Raw genomic sequence first — 20,019 nt, 5'->3', positions numbered from 1 at the left:
GAATGAATATCGCCAAAATCCTGATAGTAGAAGACGATCAGGAGCTGCAGGAGGCTCTGGTGGATACGCTGACCCTCAATGGTTTTGAGGTGATGAGCGTCAGTAATGCCGAGGATGCCTTGGTGGCTCTGGATGATGATATCGGCATGGTTTTCAGTGATATCCGCATGGATGGCATGGACGGTTATACGTTGATGAAGCGTATCCGCGCCATCAAACCGTATTTGCCGATTGTGCTGATGACCGCGTACGGCACGATCGAGCAGGCGGTGGATTCGATGAAATCGGGTGCGGTAGATTATATTGTCAAGCCGTTTGAAGCGAATGTGCTGGTTGAAAAGGCTAAGGCTTATTTTAATCGCGATGCCTCCAGCGAAGATGATTTTGTGGTGGCCGATCCCGTCACGCAGCAGTTGAAAACCATGGCCAAAAGGGTCGCCGAGAGTGATGCCAGTGTCTTTATCAGTGGCGAAAGCGGTACCGGCAAAGAGGTCTTGGCGCGCTTTATTCACCATCAGTCATCACGTGCCAAGCAGCCGTTCGTGGCGATCAACTGCGCCGCTATTCCTGAGAATATGCTCGAAGCGATGTTGTTCGGTTACGAGAAAGGGGCTTTTACCGGCGCTATGAAATCCATGCCCGGCAAGTTTGAACAGGCGCAGCACGGCACCCTGTTCTTGGACGAAATCGGTGAGATGAAGCCGGATCTGCAGGCCAAGTTACTGCGTGTGCTGCAGGAGAGGGAGGTGGAGCGCATCGGCAGTCACAAGGTGATTCATTTGGATGTCCGTGTCCTCAGCGCCTCTAATGTGGATATGAAGCGGGCCATAGAGAAAGGGACCTTTAGAGAGGATCTTTTCTACCGTTTGAATGTGTTTCCGATGCGTTTGCCGCCTTTGCGCGAGCGTCCCAAGGATATTGCGGCAATTGCCGAAAAACTGTTGCAGCGCCACTGCGGTCGCAATCGCATCGAACCGATGATTTCGGCGCCGGCGATGAAGCGGTTGCTGGAATATGGCTGGCCGGGTAATATTCGCGAGTTGGATAATGTGATTCAGCGTGCGCTGGTGATGATGTCGGGTGATACGATCCACAAGGAAGACATTCTGCTGGATATGGATACGGCAGTGATGGAGAAGGCTTATGCCATGTCGGAAGGCAAGCCTGAAGAGACGTTCCAGGAGAGTCATGTTTTTGACGGGGCATCGGATGAGCTGCCTATGGATCTCAAGGCGCGTGAAGTGACGTTGATTTTGGATACCTTGCGTCAATATAACGGGCACCGTCAGAAAACGGCTGAAATTTTGAATATCAGCCCGCGAACCCTGCGCTATAAACTGGCCAGGCTCAAAGAGCAGGGTGTGGATATTCCGTAATGCCGTTTAGCCGTATTGCACGGCTGACATGGTATTATCGGCTGATATCGATAATAATTTAGGCGATGGCTGCAATATCTTGAAAGGGCTTCGAGGCATTGGCATCTGAATTGCTTAATTTTCAAAAAACCTCTTTCGTAAAGAGGCTTGATACTATAATGGTTGGTGTTTCCGCCGAAGCGGTGGAGATTCTGTTTTAACGTTTAAAATCGATCATTTCGTTTAATACGGCTTGAAAGTGTTGGAGTTTCTGTTCGGATGAGCACGATTGATACCCAAAGTTTGATGTTGCAAATGCGTTCTTTGGCTGCCCAGGCGGCGTCCAAGCCTAATGAGCCTATTGATGCGGCTGAACAGAGCGGAGCGGCAAAGGCGGACAATTTTGCCGAATTGCTGGCCAATTCCGTCAATGCGGTCAATGCCGAACAGCACAAGTCAACGCAAATGAAAGAGGCTTTTGAGCGTGGCGATCTGGACGTCGAACTGTCCGAGGTCATGTTGCAGGCGCAAAAGGCCAGCTTATCTTTCCAAGCCATGACGCAAGTCAGAAACAAACTCACCGAAGCCTATAAAGACATTATGAACATGCCTATCTAAGCATGCTCTCAACCGGGACCCCATTCTTAAAGAAGATAATTCATGGCCGAACCTCAAGCCTCATTTGACCCCAACTTGAACCCGGCTCCGCCAAGCGGCTTTGGCTCAACGTTGCTCAATAATTTGATGGCGTTGTCGGTTGCCAAGCAAGTGAGTCTGGTCATTGCCATTGCCGCCACCGTCGCACTGGTGGTGGGGATTCTTCTCTGGTCGCAAAACACTTCCTATACCCTCTTGTTCGGCAGTCTCGATCCCAAAGATGTCAATGAGGTGGTGCAAACGCTCGATCAGGAAAAAGTCGAATATAAAATCGACCAGGCCAGTGGCGGTATTCTGGTGCCATCCGATCAGGTGTACGCCTTGCGCTTGAAGCTGGCGGCTGCGGGCTTCCCCAAGCAGGCGGCAACCGGCTATCAGCTTTTGGATGCCGAACAGGGCTTCGGCATTTCCCAATTCAAAGAGACCACTCAATATCACCGCGCGCTGGAAGGTGAGCTGGCTAAATCAATCGAATCGATCAATGCCGTCAAGTCGGCGCGTGTCATGCTCGGGCTGCCGAAGCGTTCCGTATTCGTGCGTAAGCAGCAAAAGCCTTCCGCCTCGGTGGTCGTCAGACTTCATCCCGGGCGCACCATGAATGAAGAGCAGGTGAGTTCCATTGTCTACCTGGTCGCATCCAGCATCCCGAACATGGATGTTAAAGATGTGACGGTGGTGGATCAGAACGGGAATCTGCTGACGGGCGATGCGCACTCCAGCGGCACTTTGAACATGAGCATCAAGCAGTTGGATTACACGCGCATGGTCGAAGAGACTCTGTCGGGTCGCATTATCAAGCTGCTTGCACCGATTGTGGGCGGAGAGAATAAGGTGCGCGCGCAAGTCACCGCGGAGCTGGACTTCACCCAGCAGGAGCAGACGCGCGAAAATTACGAACCCGATCCTGAGGCGATTCGTTCCGAACAGGAAATCCGCGAAATCAACCGTAATCAAGGTCCAACCGGCATTCCCGGCGCCTTGACCAATCAGCCACCGCGCGCTGGTCTTGCTCCGGAAGAGGGTTACAAGGCCGAAAACGATCCCAATCTGCGCAACTCCACGGAAAAGTCCACTAAGAACTATGAATTGGATCGCACCGTCAGTCATATCAAGAATTCGGTCGGTACCATTCATCGCCTGTCTGTGGCGGTGGTCTTGGATGACAAAACCGCGTTTGATGACCAGCAGAATGTGGTCAGAACCCCGTTGACCGAAGAAGAGTTGTTGCGCTACCGCCGTCTGGTGAGTGACACCGTCGGTTTGGATGAAACGCGCGGTGATACCTTGACGGTGGTGAATGCCTCGTTTGTGGTGGCGCCGCCGGAAGCGGTGGAAGTCACGCCGATCTGGCAGGAGAACTGGTTCTGGGATCTGGTTAAACAGCTATTGGCCGGATTGGCGGTATTGCTGATTATTTTCGGTGTTATCCGACCGATGCTCAAGGATCTCTCGAAGAAAGAGGAGAGCGTGCTTTTCTATCCTGAGGAAGTGCCTGAGGAAGAAGAGAAGCTCGAAAATGTCGATCAGATCGCTAAGGCCCTTGAGCAGATGAATCAGGAGGTCGAGAATACCGCGGCGCAATCCGAGGCGGAATCTGCGGACGAGCATGAGCTGATTGAGCGCGTCCGTACCATGGTGGCGGCCGATCCGAAAATGGCGGCGCATATCATTAAACAATGGATGTCGGGAGGGAAATAATGCCGAATTCAGCCATTGAAGAAGTGCGCGAACTGAGCGGCTTGGACAGCGCGGCGATTTTCCTGCTTGCCCTGGGTAAGGACAACGCCGCCAAAGTTCTCAAGCATCTCAATCCGCGCGAAGTGCAACAAATCGGTTCGGCCATGACGTCGGTCGAAAATGTGACGCGTCGCGATATTCATAATGTGATGCTGAGCTTTCTGGAAGACGTGGGGGAAAACGCGCTGGGCGTCGATCCGAACGAATATGCACAGACCCTTATGGCGGATGCCCTCGGCGGCGGTGGCGGTCATCTGATGGATGCGGCGCTGCTTGGCGATCAGGTCAAAGGCTTGGAAGCCCTCAAATGGATGCACCCCTCGACCATTTCCAATATGTTGCGCAATGAACACCCGCAGGTGGTGGCGATTGTGCTGTCGTATTTTGAACCGGACCAGGCCGCGGAGGTCTTGCGCGGAATTCCCGAGCGCTTCCAGGCCGAGGTCATCTATCGTATCGCCACGCTGACAACCATTCAGCCGCGTGCGCTGTTTGACTTGAATGATGTGCTCGAAAACGCCTCCAGCGACGGCGAGGGCGGCAAATTGGCGACCATCGGCGGTGAGAAACGTGCGGCCGAAATCCTTAACCTGGTTGGCAGCGGCATCGATTCGCGTATTCTGGATGATATCGCGGTTGAGCATGAGGACGTCAGTAAGGCGATTCAAGACAAGATGTTTGTATTCGACGATATCGAAGGCATTGATGACCGCGGCATTCAATCGATCGTGGCCGAAGTGCCCAACGAAGTGTTGGTGCTGGCGCTTAAAGGTGCCGACAACAAGCTCAAAGAGAAATTCCTTGCCAACGTTTCCAAGCGTCAGGCGGATATTATGCGTGACGATCTGGAGTCCGGCGGTCCGGTCAAACTCAGCGCAGTCGAAGAGGCGCAGCGTACCATTGTGCAGACGGTGCGCCGCCTAGCCGACGAAGACAAGATTATGATGCCTGGCGGCGGCGAGGAGTTTGTGTAGGTGGGCGACGCATCCTCGTTTGTTGAAAAAAACTATCGTCCGGAATCTCAGCAGGCCGGGTCTGAGGAGGCACCGGAGGTCGCCACGTTGATTCAGGCCAAAGACCTCGAACAACCGACTATTCGCACCTGGAAGCTGAGCAATCTGGCGGATGAGGACAAGCAGCAAGACAAAGCGGTTGAGGCGCAGGTTTACGCCAAAATCAAAGAGCAGATGCAACCCGAAATCACGCGCCAGACCGAACTGCTGAAAAAAGAGGCGTTTGAAGAGGCCAAGCGTGCCGGCTTTGATGCCGGCTATGCCGAGGGCAAGGCGCTCGGGGAGCAGGAGGGCAAGGAAATCGCGTTGGTCGAGGCGAAAGAGGCCTTGCTGCCTGAAATTGAACGTTTGCAGACCATTCTGAAATCCTTTAGTACACCTTATGAGCGGCTGGAAGCCAAGGTGTTCGAAAACCTGGTGAAATTGACGCTGCAGATTGCCGAAGAGGTGATTGAGCAGGAGCTGCAGCAGAATAGTGACTGGATTCTAAAAATCGTTCAGGATGCGGTTAAAGTGCTGCAGGACGACTTGAGCCCCATCGAGATTGTTCTCAACCCTCAGGATTTGCTGTTAATCGAATCGCATCAGCCGGAGTTTTCCAAAAACTGGCGGGTAATGGGCGATCATGATGTGGCTTTGGGCAGTTGTCGCGTCAAACAAGGTTTTTCCACGGTCGAGCATAACTGGAAAAATCGTTTCGAAACCATGTCCGTCAAACTTCAAGCGCAAGCGTTGGCGGAACAATCTTCTAGCGCTGACGCCGACGAATAGTCCTTAGTCCCCAACGGACTCGTTTTTCGTACAGGCTGTAACCTATGGTCTTTTTTGAATAATAAGCATCGCCTATGGACTTTTCTCAACGCCTCAACCAATCGCTTGCGCAAAAAATCGCGCAACTTTCCGAGCAGATTCAGCTGCCGCCGGCGGTGGTGGTTGCCGGCCGTCTTGTCAGAATGGTGGGCATGACGCTGGAGGTAGTGGGCACCCATGCCCCCATCGGCTCACGCTGCCAGATTATCTCTACCCAAGGCACGCCGATTGAGGCGGAAGTGGTCGGTTTTCACGATGACCGTCTGTTTTTAATGCCGATTGGCGATACTCAGGGGTTGGCGCCCAATGCCAAGGTGGTGCCGGTTCCCGGCGGCGTTAAAGTCGGGGTGGGCAGAGCCATGCTGGGGCGGATTGTCGATGGATCGGGCAAGCCGCTGGATGGCAAGGGGCCGATTGAAATCGAGGATGAAGTGTTGCTCTCCGGCAGACGCCTCAATCCCTTAAGCCGTGCGCCGATTGCCGAACCGCTGGATGTTGGCGTCAAGGCGATCAACGGACTTTTAACGCTGGGGCGCGGGCAGCGTGTTGGCTTGATGGCCGGCACCGGGGTGGGTAAGAGTGTTTTGCTGGGCATGATGACGCGTTTTACCAATGCCGATATCGTGGTCGTCGGCTTGATCGGCGAGCGCGGCCGTGAAGTGAATGATTTTGTGCGTAACAACCTGGGGGAAGAAGGTTTGCGCCGTTCCGTGGTGGTGGCGACGCCGGCCGATGATCCGCCGTTGATGCGTTTGCACGGTGCGATGATGGCCACCGCGATTGCGGAATATTTCCGCGATCTGGGCATGAATGTACTGCTGTTGATGGATTCACTGACGCGTTTTGCGCAGGCGCAGCGAGAAATTGCCTTGGCGGTGGGTGAGCCACCGGCCAGCAAAGGGTATCCGCCGTCGGTTTTCTCCAAATTGCCGCAACTGGTCGAACGTGCAGGAAATGGACAGGCCGGGTCGGGTTCGATTACCGCCATTTACACCGTGTTGGCGGAGGGTGATGATCAGGCCGATCCCGTGGTGGATTCGGCGCGCGGGGTGCTTGACGGGCATATTGTGCTGTCGCGCGATATTGCCGATTCCGGGCGTTATCCGGCGATTGATATCGAATCGTCGGTGAGCCGTGTGATGGTGGAGATTGTCGGCAAGGAACAGCTTAATCAGGCAAGACGCTTCAAACAGCTCTACTCGACCTACCAGCAGAATCAGGATTTGATCAATGTGGGGGCTTACCGTCGAGGTGCCGACCCGCAAATTGATGCGGCTATTGCCAAATATCCCGCATTGAACAGCTTTCTAGCGCAGCCGATGGACCAGGCCTTTACCCTTCAGCAAAGTGTGCAGGCCATGCAGCAGACGTTGAGTTAAGTGACATGGTCGGGTGGGGTGGGCTTTGAAATCGCGCAGTCAAAAAATTCAGACACTGGTGGAGCTGGCTGAAATCGAGGAGGACAAAGCTGTCAAAACCTTGGCAGCCGTACAGCAGCAATATCAGCAGCATTTGGCGCAATTAGAGCAGTTGAAGTCCTATGTGGAGGAGTACGGCCAATCCACCGTGGGGCAAGGGCGTATTTTACAGCCGATTCAGATGCTTTCCACGCAGGCCTTTGTGGCGAAACTGCATCAGGCCATTCAGGTCGAATCCGAAAAAACCGGCAGACTAGCGGATGTGGTTGAACACGCCAGACAGGTTTGGTTGGAAAAGCGCACCCGACTCAAGGCGCTGCAAAAACTTCACGACAAATTCAAACAAACTGAACAGGCCGGGTTGGATAAACGCGAACAACGTTTTCTCGACGAACTTTCGGCCCTGCAACAGAGTCGCAAGTAACTTAAAATTTTTTGCTTTCTATTAAAAGTCGCATTGCGGCACGCTCCTTGCTAAAACCTGGGTACAGAATAATGCCTAAGGGGGCAGTGTGATGTTAGAACAACTTTTTTCTCCCGTACAAACCCCTGGAGTCGTCGCTACACAAGCCGTTTTGCCGGGCGGTGAGCGGCAATCTTTGCCCAAGCAGGGCGTCTTTCCGGGAATCTTTGCCTCGCTGTTAAAGTTGGAGGAGAAGCCGGAGGTTTCGCCGTTATTGGTCAATAATCGGCTGCAACAAACCGCCTCTGCCGTTCCGGAGGGCGTTTTGCCATTTGCTTTGCCTGCCGCGGATATGAATGTGGCCGATGCTGGCGAGCTGCCGACGACGTCTGTTTTTAGCGCGTTGGGCGCGCAGGTGCCGCTGCTTGATGATGGCTTGGCAGATGAAAGCATCGCTACGATAGCGCCGGCGCCGTTATTGGATTTGCCGCAATCTCAGCCTAAAGGCGAACACCAAATGCCTGTTGTGCCGGCAGGCTTTGCACAAGGTCTGCCAGAACAAGCCGTTACGCAGAGTCGTGCCGAATCCGGATGGTGGTCGAAAGCAACAGGTAACATGGAACCTGTTGCCGGGAGTGCGTCAAAAGGTTCGTTGGAGTCGTCTTCAGCGATAAATTTGATCACTTCGTCGCCAACGGAAGTTTCCGTTGAGCAGGTTTCCGTTGAGCAGGTTTCCGTTGAGCAGGTTGCTGATTTGCCTGAAAGCACGGTGAAAACACGGGGTGATCGTGATATTGATATTGAAACAAACACTTCAATCGCTAAAGCCGCATTCAATGGCAAAGCATCTTGGTCGGATTCGGGATATAGCGACGCACCAAACTCCGCTGCAATGCTTGCCGACAAACTCTCTGATGTTGGAGAAGAGGATGCCAATGGAATGAAACCCGCGGATTTGTTAGAATCCGATGTTTTTGAAAAAAAACAGATTAATGTTTCCGCAGCGGCCAAATCCGATAGTCGCGGAAGTGAGCAGGTTGCAGACGAGCTGGTTACAGACGAGCAGTTTACCGATAAGGATAACAAGCCTTCGGCAGTTGCCAACAGTTTGAATGGTGGCGATGTTGATTTGGCAATGCACGATGACGCTTCGCAAAAATCGGTCATGGTGGCTCATGGGGTGCAGGCCGGTGGGGAACCATCCTCAGTTGCGGAAAAGCAAAAAACGGCTGCCGCTCCTGTTGAGTTACAAACCCCAGCAAATGGAAAAGAGGCGGATGCTGCACTTGCAGAGCAGCAAGGAGCCGAGTTTGTGCAGAAGCCCGGGGCGGTTGTAACCAAGTCCGAGGGGATGCAGGCGCGTCAGGTTGAAACGCCGCAAGCGGCGCATACAACACCTCGTATGGGCGCGACACAGGAAAGCAGTGCACAAGGTCAGACGGCGAGCGGTCAGCAGCAGTCCGGGCAGCAGAGTCAGGGGCAGGCAGCGCAGCAGCAGTTTATGCAAATGGCGCAAGCGGCTGCCCAGGAAGTGCAGGTCAGCCGCCAGCAAAACAGCCTGAATCTGCAGCAGGCGCAGAAAACGGAAGTGAATCAGCAGATTCAAGTCGATGCTCAAAAAGCATCTGAGGAGTCGTTGCTGACCGCGCCGACGGAGCGTCGAGGGCAGTTGCCGCAAGGCTTGCAGTCCATCGGCTTGCCGGTTGCCCATCCTCGATGGGGGCAAGCCTTGGGACAACGTGTCGTCTATATGTCGAACAATCAGGTTCAGCAGGCACAGATTACGCTAAATCCTGAAAAGCTGGGACCGGTGCAGATCAAGCTGCATTTGGATAAAGATCAGCAGGTGCATGTGGTGATGACCGCACAGCATGGCGTTACCCGTGAAGCGATGGAAACCGCCATGCCGCGTCTGAGAGAGTTGATGGAGCAGGCAGGCATTGATCTGGGTTCGGTGAATGTGAATCAGGATCAGCGTGAATTTGCCCAGCAGCAGGAACAGCAAGGAAGAGGAACGGCTGCAAGCGGGCTTGCCAACCCTTTGCAGGATGAAATGGATTTGAGTGAAACGCATAGCACGACTGTCTATGCAACCGACAATCTTGTCGATTATTATGCTTAGGAGCAGAAAATGAAGTTTTTGCATATGTTTTTAGGTTCTGTGCTGTTTATGCCAGCGTCTGCAATGGCCGCTTCGTCTGATATCCCGGTGTCGGGTTTCGTCGCCATCGCGGTGGTGGTTACGGCGGTTATCGTTGCCTCTTTGATTTATCTGGTGTGGTGCAATAAGTCGGCTATCTGCGAACAGTCCGAGTTATTGGAGGATCTGCAGGCGATGCTGGATTCCGGCGATATTCACGGCCGTTTGCAATCCAAAAATACCAATCCGAAACTGCTGAAAAGTTTGAATCAGGTTTTGGTGCAGGCGCAAACGCAGATTGTTGAGGCGAATGCCGCAAAAGAGAGTGCACAGGAGCGCATTGCCAATTTGGAAAATCAAGTTGAAGAACTGAATGAAACCTTGTCTGCGTGCTATGCGCAGCAGGCAGCGATGCCCGCGCAAATCCAGGCGTCAAGCAGTGTCGATCATGAGGAGCTAACCAGTACGTCGGATAAGTTGGCTTCCGTCGTCGGGCTCTTGAATGCGGACTCAAAAGTGGGTATGCAATCGGTTGAAAAGGTTATTGCCGAAGTGGGTGGTTTGACGGATGAAGTCACGCATGCCTCGGGTGTGATCAAGAAACTGGAAGAGGACAGCAGTAATATCGGTACGGTCCTGGTACTGATTCGTGATATTGCCGAACAAACCAATCTGTTGGCCTTGAACGCGGCGATCGAGGCGGCACGTGCCGGTGAGCATGGGCGCGGTTTTGCCGTGGTTGCCGACGAGGTGCGAATTCTGGCCGGTAAAACCCAACAGGCCACCACCGAAATTCAAAAGATCATTGAAGAGTTGCAACAGCGTGCCCGCAATGCGGTTCAGGTAATGGAGCATGGTCAGGAGCGTGTTGAAGCCACGCAAATGCAGGCGACACGTGTGAATGAGGCCTTGAGCCAAATCGCCGGTAATTTGACCCAGCTTAAGAGCGCGCAGGAAACGTTGGCCTCGCTGATTAAATCGTAATGGACGTTCCGATTGCAGGATAATAATAAAAAGGTAGCTTAAAAATGAAAGCAATCATTGGTACGGTAGTCGTATTTGGTACTCTGCTCGCCGGGTATCTGCCGCACGGTAGTTTTGGCATTCTGATTCAGCCGCTTGAAGTGGTCATCATCTGTGGTGGCGCTTTGGGGGCTTACATTATTGCCAATCCCGGTTGGGTAATCAAAGCCGGTTTTGCTGGTGGCCTGGGCCTCGCGAAACCGTCACCCTATACCAAAGAATTGCACATGGAATTGCTGGGGCTGATGTTTCGTCTGTTCAACAAAGCACGCCGCGAGGGGCTGATGTCGATTGAAGCGGATGTGGAAGACCCTCATTCGAGCGAACTGTTCAACAGTGCGCCGCTGGTGGCGCATGACCATCATGCGGTGGACTTTATCTGTGATTACCTGCGTCTGATGATCAGTGGTGCGTCCAACCCCTATCAGTTGGAAGACCTGATGATTCTGGAGCTGGATATTCATCACCACGAAGCGTTGATGCCCTCGGAGGCGGTGGGAAAGGTCGCGGAAGGTCTGCCCGCGTTCGGTATCGTTGCGGCGGTTTTGGGGATTGTTATCACCATGACCTATCTGGATGCCGGTCCGATGGAGATCGCCCACCACATGTCGGTGGCATTGGTCGGAACGTTTTTGGGTATTTTGGTGGCTTATGGTGTGGTCGCGCCGATTTCTTCGGATCTGGCTAACCGGGCCAATGCCGGAAGTGCGTTTTATTCAGTCATCAAGACCTGTCTTATGGCGAATTTGAACGGTTATGCGCCGCAGGTGGCGGTGGAGTTCGGCCGTAAAGCGATTCCCGGCCAGATTCGTCCGAGTTTTAAAGAGTTTGATGAATTTTTGCAGACGCAAAAATAACCGAGTTATTCATAGAGAACCGTCATGAGTGATGAACAGTCCATAATTATCAAACGCATTAACAAGTGCCCGCATGCAGCGCACGGCGGGGCATGGAAAATCGCGTTTGCCGATTTTATGACGGCGGCGATGGCGTTTTTCTTGATGCTTTGGGTGTTGGGCGGTGTCAACGATGAGGAGATGAAGGCGATTGCGGAGTATTTTCGTGATCCGACGGTAATTGATGCGACGCCGATGCAGTTAATCGAGTCGGAATCCTCCGCCTCTCCGTCCGATTCGATGATCGATATGGGCGGGTTTCAGGACGCACCTAAAGGTAAAGAGGGGAATGAAGACGGTTCGGGTAAGGCTGAAGAAAAAGCGCAAATGGAGGCCATGAAGCTCGCTTTGGAAAATAAGGTGGATCAAAACCCGACGCTTCAGCAACTTAAAGAGCAGTTGAAAATCGATATCACTCCGAATGGTTTGCAGGTACAGATATTGGATGACCGCAAGCGTCCGATGTTCACTTCCGGGGTGGATTTACCGAAAGATTATGCGGCTAAACTGTTGAGGGAAGTGGGCTCCGTATTGGCAAATACAGACCATAAAATCAGCATAGCCGGGCATACTGATTCATCGGGCTATCATGATAATTCCGAGTACACCAACTGGGAACTCTCCGCCGATCGGGCCAACGCGGCAAGGCGTTTATTGGTGCAAGGCGGTGTTGCGCCCAATCATATTGCGCAGGTTGTCGGGCTCTCCGATACAGTGCCATTTGATCAGGAAAATCCGTATAATCCACGCAATAGACGCATTAGTATTATCGTGTTGTCGAAGGATGCCGAGAGTCGTCTGAAAAGCCTGAGTGAAGCTCCGAAATTGGAAGACTTGAATGAACAGCTGGCAAATCCACATGCGCGATAGCGGACGGTTTTAACGAATACTCATAAAAGGATAGTTGAGATGGCGGAAGAGGTACAAGAAAAAGAAAAAAGCGGCGGTGGTAAGGGAATTATTATCATCCTGCTGGTGATTATGATTTTGATGATGGTGGGCATCGGCGTACTGGTGTTTATGTTGTTAAATGCCGGACACAAGGATGAGGGCGATGCTTCAACCAGCACGGAAATGCATGCCTCGGCAGAGCATGGCAGTGGCCAGGATGATGCGCACGGAGCGGATGCGGAAGGTGATCAGAACTCGCATGCCAAAACCTATTCACCCAAGTTCAAGCAGTTTGACGCTCCAGCGCCAGGCTCGCCTCCGCTGTACTTTACAATGGATAAATTTGTGGTGAATTTCAACGGTGACGGGCAGGCCAAATTCTTGGCGGTAGATTTGAAGTTCATGTCTTACTATCCGCAACTGGTGGGTGATGCCGGAGAAATGGAGCATTTGCGTCCGATTCTGAAGAATGATATTCAGCGTTTGCTGCGAAACCAGCATTTCAACGCTCTGAACACGCCGGACGGTCCGGATAAGTTGCGCGAAGAAATTTTAGCGACCGCTAAAAAGATTCTGGAAAAGCATAATATCTATCCAGATCTGCTGGAAGATGTCTACATGACGCGATTTGTCATGCAATAAACCTTATAGGGCCGATTAGATGGATGATATTCTAAGTCAGGATGAAGTCGATGCGCTCCTTCGCGGTGTAGGCGGCGGGGACATTGAAACCGAAGGTGACGATTCGGCAGGAACCACGTCAGCGAAAGTCTATGACTTTACCAATCAGGAACGCATTGTTCGTGGTCGTTTGCCTGCCTTGGATATCATCAACGAGCGTTTTGCCCGCGGTTTTCAGCGCCATTTCAATGAAATGATTATGGCCAGTGTCGAAGTCACTCCCGGCGAGGTCAAGATCATCAAGATGATCGATTATCTGCGCAACCTGTTTGTGCCGACCAGTCTCAATATTTACCGTATTAATCCTCTCAACGGGGTGTCGTTGTTCACTCTGGATTCCAAGCTGATTTTCACGGCGGTGGATATCTATTTTGGGGGTACCGGCCTGTTGCCTTTTAAAATCGAGGGGCGGGAATACACGCCGGTTGAGATGAGTATGGTACGCAGCATTTTAGATATCTCCGCCGAAAACCTTCGCAAGGCGTGGGGCCCGGTTATGGATATTGAAGTGGAATATATGCATTCGGAGATGAATCCCAAATTTGCGGGGATTGTCGATCCGACGGATATGATCGTGGTCAGCCCCATCAACGTTCGCTTTGAAGGCGTTGAAGGGCGTGTCGACATTGTGATGCCCTATGCCATGCTGGAGCCGATTCGCGACAAACTTGAAGAGGGCATGCAAAACCTACAGGGTGAAAGCGACAATCGCTGGTCGCGCACACTTAAGGAAGAAGCGAAGAATGTCGAAATCGCATTGAGTGCCAACCTGTTGGAGTTGCAGATGCATATCAGCGACTTGATGAAGATGGAGAAGGGCGACATTATCCCGATTGAAATGCCAAAACAGATAACGGTCAAGGCTGAAGGTATTTCTATTTTGCGAGGCAAATTGGGTGAAAGCCATAATAAGAAAGCGATTAAAATAGAGAGTATTTTGCATCACCCTGCCTATCAAGAACGCAGGGTTGAGAATGTCAAGGAGTGGTATGATGAGTGATCAAGATGATTTGAGTGCATGGGGTGATGCTCTGGCAGAACAGGCCGAAGCTGCTGCCGAAGATGATCCATGGGGAGCGGCCTTGAACGAACAGGCGGAGGCGGAAGCCGCCGCGACGAAATCTTCGTTGGACGCTCTTTCCGAGAGCCGTGGTAGCGGTGGTGAAAAAGTGGATCTTGATGTCCTGTTGGACATTCCTGTGACATTGCAGTTGGAAATCGGCCGCACGAAAGTATCTATTCGCAATCTATTGTCTTATACTCAGGGTTCTGTTATTGAGATGGATCGCTTGGCGGGTGAACCGCTAGACTTGCTGGTGAATGGCACATTGATCGCACACGGCGAGGTTGTGGTGATCAACGACAAGTTTGGTGTGCGATTGACCGATGTCATCAGTCCGCAGGATCGTATTAAAAAGTTGAAGTAATGATGACGCTGAAGTGTAAAAAGGCATTCTTGAACGGCAAAAGAGGTTTTTTAAAACCTCTTTTTGTCTTTCTGGCGGCCTTTCAACCTTTATGGGTTTGGGCCGAAGAATCCAAGGTGGAAGTGAATAAAATCGGTGCTAGTTTGTCGCAGCCGAGCGATTACTTTGTGCAGATTATGCTTTCTTTGATTTTGGTATTGTTAATTATCTTTATCTCTGCCTGGATATTGCGACGTTACGGGCGCTTCCCCGGCGTGGCGGATGGCAATCTTAAGGTATTGGGTGCGTTGTCTGTTGGACAGCGAGAACGCATCTTGCTGCTGCAGGTCGGCTCCGAACAAATATTGGTGGGGGTCACCAGCAGCAAAATTTCCACTTTGCACGAATTGAAAGAGCCTGTTGTGGTCACAGAGCCGGTTAGAGGGGTTTTTTCGGAAAGGCTTCAGGAGGCTTTGTTGCAAAGAAAGTCCCAAACTAACAATAACCCTTCACCGAAAAGCGAACATGTCGTTACTGAAAATCCTTAAGTATTGCGTTTTTTTGTTTTGGATAGGCTTCCCTGTTGTAGGCTGGAGTATGCCGGGGGTGCCCGCTTTTACGGTGGAAACCGATGCGGCGGGTAACCAGGACTATACCTTAACCATGCAGATTCTGCTGTTGATGACGGGGCTCACCCTGTTGCCGGCGGCGCTGATTGCGATGACCTCATTCTTGCGTATTATCGTGGTGCTTGCGCTTTTACGCCAGGCGCTGGGAACGATGCAAACCCCGTCAAACAGGGTGTTGATCGCCTTGGCGATGTTTTTGACGCTTTTTATCATGTCCCCCGTATTGGATAAGGTTTATGAAACGGCGGTTTCGCCTTATCTGGATGAGCAGATCCAATTCAAAGAAGCGGTTGAGATCGGTTCGAAGCCGATGTATCAGTTTATGTTGCAGCAGACGCGTGAAGACGATCTGGAGGTGTTTGCGGAGATGGCCGGAGTGACATTGGATGACCCGCAATCCATACCCTTCAAGGTGCTCATTCCGGCGTTTATGACAAGTGAATTGAAGACGGCTTTTCAAATTGGATTTATGATTTTTATCCCTTTTTTGATCATCGATCTGGTCATTGCCAGCCTACTGATGTCGATGGGGATGATGATGCTTTCGCCGATGATTATTTCGCTGCCATTCAAAATCATGCTCTTTGTATTAATTGATGGCTGGGTCCTGGTTGTGGGCACTTTGGCTAATAGTTTTGTAGTTCCGGGAGGTGTCTGATGCAGCAGGATTTTGTGTTAACTCTCGGGCAGCGTATGTTAGAAATTACCATGATGCTGGCGGCTCCTTTGCTGATTCCTGCCCTGATTATCGGTTTATTGGTGGGGATGTTTCAAGCGGCTACGCAGATTAACGAGATGACCCTGAGCTTTATTCCCAAGTTGGCGATTGTCGGAGTGGCCTTGGTTGTGTTTGGTCCCTGGATGTTGACAACCCTGGTCTCATTTACCCGGGAGCTATTTGAGAACATTCCGGCCCTGATTGGCTAAGAGATGGCATTTAGTTATAACGAACTACTCCAGTTGATAGGCTTGTATTTTTGGCCCTTTGTCAGAATCGGGGCTATGCTGTCGATTTTACCGCTTTTTGGCGCCTCTTCCGTGACTCCGCAAACACGCATTATTCTGACATTCTTCATTACCTTAATCGTGGCCCCCAATTTGTCTTTGCCGCCGCCTGTTGATCCCTTTACCTGGCAGGGAGTGCTTTTTCTGCTTCAACAGATTTTGATTGGTTTGGTGATGGGTACGGTCTTTCTGATTGTTTTCGAGGCTTTTACGATGGCCGGCTACATGGTTGCCACCGGAATGGGTTTGGCCTTTGCGCAAATGGTCGATCCCGCGACTGGCGTCAACTCGCCGGTCGTTTCACAATATTTCACCATTATTGCTTCGTTGTTGTTTTTGGCGATGAACGGGCATTTATTGGTGATTCAAGTGGTTGTGGACAGCTTTGAATATCTGCCTGTCGGTACGCATTTTTTAAATCTGGAAAGTTTGCGTCTGCTGGTCGAGTTTGGTAGCTATATTTTTTCGGCGGGTGTGTTGATTTCCTTGCCGGCCGTCACCGCGTTGTTATTGATTAACGTATCTTTCGGCGTGGTGACGCGTGCGGCGCCGGCATTGAATATTTTTGCGGTTGGTTTCCCGGTAACCCTGCTGGCAGGGCTGGTTATGCTCTCATTGATGACGCCGCTAATATTGCCGCATCTTCAGGAACTTATCAGTAGAGCGGTCGATTTAATCACGAGTTTGCGTCTGCAAAATGGGTGACTGGAATGGCTGAGAACGAAGACGGTACAGAGAAGTCGGAAGAACCCTCCGAGAAAAAACTCAGGGAGGCCCGGGAAAAAGGCCAGATTCCGCGTTCTCGCGAGCTCACCAGTTTGTTGATGACGCTCTCTGCAGCGGTTTTTCTACTGGTTTATGGAAGTGTCATGTTGACGGATATAGCTCAAATTACCGTTAAGGGATTGAGCTTTGATCGGGATCACGCCTTTGACCTGCTTAAAATGTGGGATCTGATCCAGGCGATGTTGATTGCCTCGATTCTAATGATCCTGCCGTTTATGTTGCTGATGGCATTCATCGCCATTATCTCCCCGATGCTTCTTGGAGGCTGGGCGTTTAGTACTCAGGCGCTCGCCCCCAAATTTAGCAAACTAAACCCCATATCGGGCATTAAGCGCATGTTTTCAGCCAAGGCGTTGCTGGAGTTGTTTAAAGCGCTGGCCAAGTTCAGCCTGGTCATGAGTATCGCCACGTTTTTTCTATATATGGTATTCGCTGAGGTGCTGGGGCTTGCGAACGAGCCGTTGCATCAGGCGTTATCCCATGCAGGTACTCTGATTGTCCAGGCCTTTATTTTTGTGAGTCTCTCGTTAATCATCGTGGCGGCCATTGATGTGCCTTTTCAATTATGGGATCACAATCGCCAATTGAAAATGACCAAACAGGAAGTCAAAGAGGAGTACAAGCAACAAGAGGGTAATCCGGAAGTCAAAGGACGAATTCGCCAGTTGCAACGTGAGATGGCCCGTAATCGTATGATGCAAAAGGTGCCTGAGGCAGATGTGATTGTCACCAACCCGACGCATTTCGCGGTTGCGCTTAAATATGATCCTGATAGCATGGGGGAACCGTTGGTCGTGGCAATGGGTGTCGATTTTATGGCATCACAGATCAGAACCATTGCCCGGGAGCATAATATCCCTATTGTAGAAGCCCCACCCTTGGCACGTGCTTTGTACTATAATGCCGAAGTGGATCGTCCCATTCCTTATGATCTTTTTAAAGCAGTGGCGGCGATTTTGGCATATGTGTTTCAGCTTAAAGCAGGGGCTAAGGTTGCAACCACCGAGTTTAATGACTTGCCTATTCCTGAAACCATGAAAACGCAATAGGTTTGCCCTTTTGGATTGATTTTACTGTATGAATTTTCAACAGCTTCTGGCGAGTTTTAGACAGAATTTCTCCCGTGGATTAGGTGTTCCGATTGCGGTGCTCGCGCTTTTGGGGATGGTGACCATTCCACTGCCGCCTATGCTGTTGGATGTGTTTTTTACCTTCAATATTGCGTTGTCCCTGGTGGTATTGATGGTCACCATCTATGCCAAGCGCCCATTGGATTTTGCCATTTTCCCGACCATTATCCTGCTGACCACACTTTTCCGTCTGGCGCTCAATATTGCTTCCACCCGCGTTATTCTGCTAGAAGGCCATCAAGGCGGCGCTTCCGCCGGTCATGTGATTGAGGCATTCGGTGAATTCGTTATTGGCGGCAACTATGCAGTCGGCCTGGTGGTATTTGCGATTCTGGTGGTTATCAACTTTGTCGTTATCACCAAAGGCGCGGGGCGCGTGGCCGAAGTCAGCGCGCGTTTTACACTGGACTCCATGCCGGGCAAGCAGATGGCGATTGATGCGGATTTGAATGCCGGACTTATTACCCAGGAGCAGGCGCAGGAACGACGTCGTGAAATCGCCTCTGAAGCGGACTTTTACGGTTCCATGGACGGTGCCAGCAAGTTTGTGCGCGGCGATGCGGTTGCCGGCATCATCATTCTGTTTATCAACCTGATTGGCGGGTTTGCGATAGGTATGGGGCAGCATGGCCTGGGTATGGCGGAGGCGGCCGAAGTCTATACGATTTTAACGCTCGGGGATGGTTTGGTTGCCCAGATTCCCGCTTTGCTGCTGTCTACCGCTACGGCGATTATCGTAACCCGTGTTTCCGGTGATCAAAAGGATATGGGCGAGCAGTTGCAGGCGCAGATGTTCGCCACTCCCCGTTCGTTAGGCATGACCGCAGGTATTGTCGGTGTGCTCGGTCTGATTCCGGGAATGCCTAATGTGGCCTTTCTCTCTTTCGCCAGCGTGGCCGGCGCCGGGGCTTATCTGATTCATCGCAAGCAACAGGTGCAACAGCCACAAATGGTGGATCAACAGGCGCAGGAAATTCCTGAAGCCAAACCGGCGGAATTGAGCTGGGATGATGTACAGGCTTTGGATATTTTGGGGCTTGAGGTGGGCTATCGACTGATCCCTATGGTTGATCAGTCGCAAAATGGCCAGTTGTTGGATCGCATAAAGGGCGTGCGCCGTAAGGTTTCTCAGGAGTTGGGTTTTTTGGTGCCGCCCGTGCATATCCGTGACAATTTGGACTTAAAACCAAACCAATATAGAATTATGCTCATGGGCGTTAATACCGGGCAGGGAGAGGTTTATCCGGATAAGGAACTGGCGATCAATCCCGGACAGGTATTCGGCGAAGTGCCTGGTATTGCCACCAAAGACCCGACATTTGGTCTGGAGGCCGTGTGGATTGATGTCAAGGACCGTGACCAGGCCCAGGCATTAGGCTACACCGTGGTGGATGCGAGTACGGTGGTGGCGACGCATATCAGTCAGATTATCCAGGATTACGCCTACGAGTTGCTGGGGCACGATGAAACGCAGCTGCTGTTGGATAAACTCAAGCAGACATCGCCTAAGCTGGTGAATGAGCTGGTGCCCGAAAAACTCTCTTTGGCAACGGTTGTGAAAGTGCTGCAGAACCTTTTGTTGGAGAAGGTTTCAATCCGCGATATGCGCACTATTTTGGAGGCGTTGACCAATCGGGCAACACAGACCCAAAATGCCAACGAGTTGACGCAATTTGTCCGTGCGGCTTTGGGGAGATCCATCGTGCAAGACATCGCCGGGGCGGAAGGTGAACTGAAAGTGATTACGATAGAGCCTGGATTGGAACAGTTATTGCTGCAGGCAACGCAAGGGGCTCCCGAAGGGCAATTGGCGATTGAGCCGGGACTGGCTGAAAGATTGCACAATACCTTAAAACAAGAGTCCCAAAAGTTAGAAATGAGCGGCCAGTCTGCTGTTTTGTTGGTAGCGCCGCAGATACGTGCGCAGTTGGCGCGTCTGTTTAGATATAGCTTGCCGGGATTGCATATCCTGGCGTATTCAGAGGTGCCAGAAAATCGACAGATTAGTGTGGTGGCCAATGTAGGACAGGGAGGCTAGG

At 51.7% G+C, this 20,019-nt stretch carries 20 protein-coding genes; all 20 read left to right on the top strand.

Annotated elements, in window-relative coordinates:
* The first annotated feature begins 2 nt into the window (after positions 1–2).
* The 20 genes from HZ297_RS01405 (at position 3) to flhA (ending at position 20,018) form a co-directional block, all read left to right on the top strand.
* Entirely contained in the window at positions 3–1,376 is a 1,374-nt protein-coding gene (locus HZ297_RS01405) for a sigma-54-dependent transcriptional regulator (RefSeq protein WP_178861188.1), read from the top strand.
* 258 nt (positions 1,377–1,634) lie between these two features.
* Positions 1,635–1,973 carry a flagellar hook-basal body complex protein FliE gene (gene fliE, locus HZ297_RS01400; RefSeq protein ID WP_178861187.1) on the top strand — a complete coding sequence of 113 codons (339 nt, stop codon included), beginning with the start codon at positions 1,635–1,637 and terminating at the stop codon, positions 1,971–1,973.
* Between the two features lie 42 nt (positions 1,974–2,015).
* On the top strand, positions 2,016–3,710 hold the full coding sequence (gene fliF, locus HZ297_RS01395; RefSeq protein ID WP_178861185.1) for a flagellar basal-body MS-ring/collar protein FliF: 1,695 nt from the start codon (positions 2,016–2,018) through the stop codon (positions 3,708–3,710).
* Positions 3,710–4,723, top strand: a complete 1,014-nt coding sequence (fliG, locus tag HZ297_RS01390; RefSeq protein ID WP_178861183.1) for a flagellar motor switch protein FliG — start codon at positions 3,710–3,712, stop codon at positions 4,721–4,723. The genes fliF and fliG overlap by 1 nt, the downstream gene beginning before the upstream one ends.
* Positions 4,724–5,533, top strand: a complete 810-nt coding sequence (locus tag HZ297_RS01385) for a FliH/SctL family protein (protein WP_178861181.1) — start codon at positions 4,724–4,726, stop codon at positions 5,531–5,533.
* A 74-nt stretch (positions 5,534–5,607) separates the two neighbouring features.
* Positions 5,608–6,951, top strand: a complete 1,344-nt coding sequence (gene fliI, locus HZ297_RS01380) for a flagellar protein export ATPase FliI (RefSeq protein WP_178861179.1) — start codon at positions 5,608–5,610, stop codon at positions 6,949–6,951.
* A 25-nt stretch (positions 6,952–6,976) separates the two neighbouring features.
* Positions 6,977–7,414, top strand: a complete 438-nt coding sequence (fliJ, locus tag HZ297_RS01375; RefSeq protein WP_178861177.1) for a flagellar export protein FliJ — start codon at positions 6,977–6,979, stop codon at positions 7,412–7,414.
* Between the two features lie 91 nt (positions 7,415–7,505).
* Positions 7,506–9,515 carry a flagellar hook-length control protein FliK gene (locus tag HZ297_RS01370; RefSeq protein ID WP_178861175.1) on the top strand — a complete coding sequence of 670 codons (2,010 nt, stop codon included), beginning with the start codon at positions 7,506–7,508 and terminating at the stop codon, positions 9,513–9,515.
* Positions 9,516–9,524: 9 nt separating this feature from the next.
* Positions 9,525–10,517, top strand: a complete 993-nt coding sequence (locus tag HZ297_RS01365) for a methyl-accepting chemotaxis protein (protein WP_178861173.1) — start codon at positions 9,525–9,527, stop codon at positions 10,515–10,517.
* Positions 10,518–10,561: 44 nt separating this feature from the next.
* Positions 10,562–11,413, top strand: coding sequence for a flagellar motor stator protein MotA (gene motA / locus HZ297_RS01360; protein ID WP_178861171.1), 852 nt, complete (start codon positions 10,562–10,564; stop codon positions 11,411–11,413).
* Positions 11,414–11,437: 24 nt separating this feature from the next.
* Positions 11,438–12,322: a flagellar motor protein MotB gene (gene motB, locus HZ297_RS01355; RefSeq protein ID WP_178861169.1), complete on the top strand. Its 885-nt coding sequence runs from the start codon at positions 11,438–11,440 to the stop codon at positions 12,320–12,322.
* A 39-nt stretch (positions 12,323–12,361) separates the two neighbouring features.
* Entirely contained in the window at positions 12,362–12,985 is a 624-nt protein-coding gene (locus HZ297_RS01350) for a flagellar basal body-associated FliL family protein (protein ID WP_178861166.1), read from the top strand.
* A gap of 19 nt (positions 12,986–13,004) precedes the next feature.
* Entirely contained in the window at positions 13,005–14,024 is a 1,020-nt protein-coding gene (gene fliM / locus HZ297_RS01345) for a flagellar motor switch protein FliM (RefSeq protein WP_178861164.1), read from the top strand.
* Positions 14,017–14,451, top strand: a complete 435-nt coding sequence (fliN, locus tag HZ297_RS01340; RefSeq protein ID WP_178861162.1) for a flagellar motor switch protein FliN — start codon at positions 14,017–14,019, stop codon at positions 14,449–14,451. The genes fliM and fliN overlap by 8 nt, the downstream gene beginning before the upstream one ends.
* The gene (gene fliO / locus HZ297_RS01335; RefSeq protein WP_178861160.1) at positions 14,451–14,978 is read left to right on the top strand and encodes a flagellar biosynthetic protein FliO; all 528 of its coding nucleotides are present in this window, start codon (positions 14,451–14,453) and stop codon (positions 14,976–14,978) included. The genes fliN and fliO overlap by 1 nt, the downstream gene beginning before the upstream one ends.
* Positions 14,979–15,027: 49 nt before the next feature.
* The gene (gene fliP, locus HZ297_RS01330) at positions 15,028–15,717 is read left to right on the top strand and encodes a flagellar type III secretion system pore protein FliP (protein WP_246261563.1); all 690 of its coding nucleotides are present in this window, start codon (positions 15,028–15,030) and stop codon (positions 15,715–15,717) included.
* The gene (fliQ, locus tag HZ297_RS01325; protein ID WP_178861156.1) at positions 15,717–15,986 is read left to right on the top strand and encodes a flagellar biosynthesis protein FliQ; all 270 of its coding nucleotides are present in this window, start codon (positions 15,717–15,719) and stop codon (positions 15,984–15,986) included. Before fliP ends, fliQ begins: the two co-directional genes overlap by 1 nt.
* Positions 15,987–15,989: 3 nt before the next feature.
* Positions 15,990–16,769: a flagellar biosynthetic protein FliR gene (gene fliR, locus HZ297_RS01320; RefSeq protein ID WP_178861154.1), complete on the top strand. Its 780-nt coding sequence runs from the start codon at positions 15,990–15,992 to the stop codon at positions 16,767–16,769.
* A gap of 5 nt (positions 16,770–16,774) precedes the next feature.
* Positions 16,775–17,899, top strand: a complete 1,125-nt coding sequence (gene flhB, locus HZ297_RS01315; protein ID WP_178861152.1) for a flagellar biosynthesis protein FlhB — start codon at positions 16,775–16,777, stop codon at positions 17,897–17,899.
* A 28-nt stretch (positions 17,900–17,927) separates the two neighbouring features.
* Complete coding sequence (flhA, locus tag HZ297_RS01310) at positions 17,928–20,018, top strand: flagellar biosynthesis protein FlhA (RefSeq protein WP_178861150.1); 2,091 nt, start codon at positions 17,928–17,930, stop codon at positions 20,016–20,018.
* The last annotated feature ends 1 nt before the right edge of the window (position 20,019 follow it).

Origin of the sequence: Thiomicrorhabdus cannonii, from assembly GCF_013391695.1 — a bacterium.
GTDB classification, from domain to species: domain Bacteria; phylum Pseudomonadota; class Gammaproteobacteria; order Thiomicrospirales; family Thiomicrospiraceae; genus Thiomicrorhabdus; species Thiomicrorhabdus cannonii.
This window is presented reverse-complemented; position numbering and strand designations above follow the sequence as displayed.

What these genes read in the sequence shown, in the direction of transcription:
- HZ297_RS01405 (WP_178861188.1), top strand. Translation starts at nt 3, where the DNA reads ATGAATATCGCCAAAATCCTGATAGTAGAAGACGATCAGGAGCTGCAG.
- fliE (WP_178861187.1), top strand. Translation starts at nt 1,635, where the DNA reads ATGAGCACGATTGATACCCAAAGTTTGATGTTGCAAATGCGTTCTTTG.
- fliF (WP_178861185.1), top strand. Translation starts at nt 2,016, where the DNA reads ATGGCCGAACCTCAAGCCTCATTTGACCCCAACTTGAACCCGGCTCCG.
- fliG (WP_178861183.1), top strand. Translation starts at nt 3,710, where the DNA reads ATGCCGAATTCAGCCATTGAAGAAGTGCGCGAACTGAGCGGCTTGGAC.
- fliI (WP_178861179.1), top strand. Translation starts at nt 5,608, where the DNA reads ATGGACTTTTCTCAACGCCTCAACCAATCGCTTGCGCAAAAAATCGCG.
- HZ297_RS01370 (WP_178861175.1), top strand. Translation starts at nt 7,506, where the DNA reads ATGTTAGAACAACTTTTTTCTCCCGTACAAACCCCTGGAGTCGTCGCT.
- HZ297_RS01365 (WP_178861173.1), top strand. Translation starts at nt 9,525, where the DNA reads ATGAAGTTTTTGCATATGTTTTTAGGTTCTGTGCTGTTTATGCCAGCG.
- motA (WP_178861171.1), top strand. Translation starts at nt 10,562, where the DNA reads ATGAAAGCAATCATTGGTACGGTAGTCGTATTTGGTACTCTGCTCGCC.
- motB (WP_178861169.1), top strand. Translation starts at nt 11,438, where the DNA reads ATGAGTGATGAACAGTCCATAATTATCAAACGCATTAACAAGTGCCCG.
- HZ297_RS01350 (WP_178861166.1), top strand. Translation starts at nt 12,362, where the DNA reads ATGGCGGAAGAGGTACAAGAAAAAGAAAAAAGCGGCGGTGGTAAGGGA.
- fliM (WP_178861164.1), top strand. Translation starts at nt 13,005, where the DNA reads ATGGATGATATTCTAAGTCAGGATGAAGTCGATGCGCTCCTTCGCGGT.
- fliN (WP_178861162.1), top strand. Translation starts at nt 14,017, where the DNA reads ATGAGTGATCAAGATGATTTGAGTGCATGGGGTGATGCTCTGGCAGAA.
- fliO (WP_178861160.1), top strand. Translation starts at nt 14,451, where the DNA reads ATGATGACGCTGAAGTGTAAAAAGGCATTCTTGAACGGCAAAAGAGGT.
- fliP (WP_246261563.1), top strand. Translation starts at nt 15,028, where the DNA reads ATGCCGGGGGTGCCCGCTTTTACGGTGGAAACCGATGCGGCGGGTAAC.
- fliQ (WP_178861156.1), top strand. Translation starts at nt 15,717, where the DNA reads ATGCAGCAGGATTTTGTGTTAACTCTCGGGCAGCGTATGTTAGAAATT.
- fliR (WP_178861154.1), top strand. Translation starts at nt 15,990, where the DNA reads ATGGCATTTAGTTATAACGAACTACTCCAGTTGATAGGCTTGTATTTT.
- flhB (WP_178861152.1), top strand. Translation starts at nt 16,775, where the DNA reads ATGGCTGAGAACGAAGACGGTACAGAGAAGTCGGAAGAACCCTCCGAG.
- flhA (WP_178861150.1), top strand. Translation starts at nt 17,928, where the DNA reads ATGAATTTTCAACAGCTTCTGGCGAGTTTTAGACAGAATTTCTCCCGT.